The following is a 1,581-nucleotide window of genomic DNA, read 5'->3' on the forward strand; positions in this document are numbered from 1 at the left end:
GAACCCTGGGTTATACCGGAGCCCTTCACCATTGAACCCAGCGAATCCTATTCAAAAGAGGACCTGGACGAGTACCTGGGCATCTTGGAGCAGATATCCAAGGAATGTTACGAGGAGCCGGAAGTCATAAGGAATGCCCCTCACCGCAGCACTGTTCACCTTATCGACCACGAATACTTGGACGATCCCGACCGATGGGCCATAACGTGGAGGGAGTATACGAAAAAATACACGGGGTACTTCCAGAGAAGATGAGCGACGGAAACGAAAGGGACCGAAAGCTGTTGGGCCTGATCGTCAACCCCATCGCCGGGATGGGAGGGGCCGTGGGCCTCAAGGGTACCGATGGGGTTCATATCCTTGAGAAAGCCCTATCGCTGGGTGCCGTCCCCAGGTCCCCCTCGAGGGTTCGGGAAGCTCTCGAAGCGTTGAAGCGCGTCACCGACGGGGTGAGGATCCTGACCTGTATCGGCGAGATGGGGGACTTGGAGTCCCGGGAGGCGCGTATTCCGACGGAGGTGCTGCCCATAGGGGCCGGTCCCTTCACTTCGGCCGAGGATACCAGGGAAGCTGCGCGGGCGATGGAGAAGGCCGGCGTCGACTTGATCCTCTTCGCCGGGGGCGACGGGACCGCCAGGGATATCGCGACTGTATTAGGGACAAGGGTCCCCGCGTTGGGGATCCCGTCGGGAGTCAAGATCCACTCACCCGTCTTCGCCCGCAACCCGGCCATGGCCGGCGAGCTGGCCGGGTTGTTCCTCTCGGGGTCGAAGGTGGACCTGGAGGAACGGGAAGTAATGGATATCGATGAAGAGGCCTTCAGGAAAGGATCTCTCCGGGCGAGCCTCTTCGGTTACCTGCTGGTGCCCCTCGAGAAGAGGTTTCTCCAGGGGGGAAAAACCGGGGGAGGGAAGACCGGGGCCGTGGAACTCGACGGGATAGCCCTGGAGGTCATATCCAGGATGATCCCGGGGGATTTATACCTTGTCGGGCCAGGGACGACGACGGGCGCCGTCATGAAGCGGCTTGGGTGTGATTACTCCTTATTGGGGGTCGATGCCCTCAGGGATGGCCAGACCCTCGGAATCGACCTGTCGGAGAGGAAAATCCTGGACATGCTGTTGCCAGGAAGGACCTGGCTCGTTCTCTCCGTGATAGGAGGGCAGGGCTTCATTCTGGGACGGGGGAATTTGCAGGCGACGCCGGAGGTGATAAGAGCCATCGGCTTGGAGAGGATCCTGGTCGCCGGGACACCCTCCAAGCTCGAAGGCCTCTACGGCAAGGCTCTTCTCGTGGACACCGGCGACCCATCACTGGACAAGGCGCTGGGCGGGTATATCCGGGTGATAGCCGGGCTCGGCGAGGAGACCCTGTTTCGGGTGGAGCGATAAAAAAGAGGAGGCCAAAGGCCGCCCCTTGCAGCTTTTCTCAAAGGGACCTTCCGAGCTCTTCGGCCAGGTTCAACCATTGACCCTTTTCCACCTCGCCCATCCCGTGGACTCCATGGGCCAACAGGGGTTCCGCCATTTCCAAGCCAAGGAGCCCGCAGGATGTCCTGAAAGAGAAGAGCATTCCCTGGAA

General features: G+C 60.5%; 3 protein-coding genes. 2 read left to right on the forward strand and 1 reads right to left on the reverse strand.

Features of this window, described 5'->3' with window-relative positions:
- Positions 1 to 255 (forward strand): glycine dehydrogenase subunit 2 (locus GX108_05210; protein NLO56436.1); only part of this gene is annotated, 255 nt, incomplete at its 5' end.
- Complete coding sequence (locus GX108_05215; GenBank protein NLO56437.1) at positions 252 to 1,391, forward strand: ATP-NAD kinase family protein; 1,140 nt, start codon at positions 252 to 254, stop codon at positions 1,389 to 1,391. The genes GX108_05210 and GX108_05215, both read left to right, overlap by 4 nt.
- 37 nt (positions 1,392 to 1,428) lie before the next feature.
- On the opposite strand, the gene GX108_05220 is transcribed toward GX108_05215, so the two are convergent.
- Positions 1,429 to 1,581 (reverse strand): flavodoxin family protein (locus GX108_05220; GenBank protein NLO56438.1); only part of this gene is annotated, 153 nt, incomplete at its 5' end.

Source organism: Thermovirga sp., from assembly GCA_012523215.1.
In the GTDB taxonomy this organism is placed as follows: Bacteria; Synergistota; Synergistia; order Synergistales; family Thermovirgaceae; genus 58-81.

What these genes read in the sequence shown, in the direction of transcription:
- GX108_05215 (NLO56437.1), top strand. Translation starts at nt 252, where the DNA reads ATGAGCGACGGAAACGAAAGGGACCGAAAGCTGTTGGGCCTGATCGTC.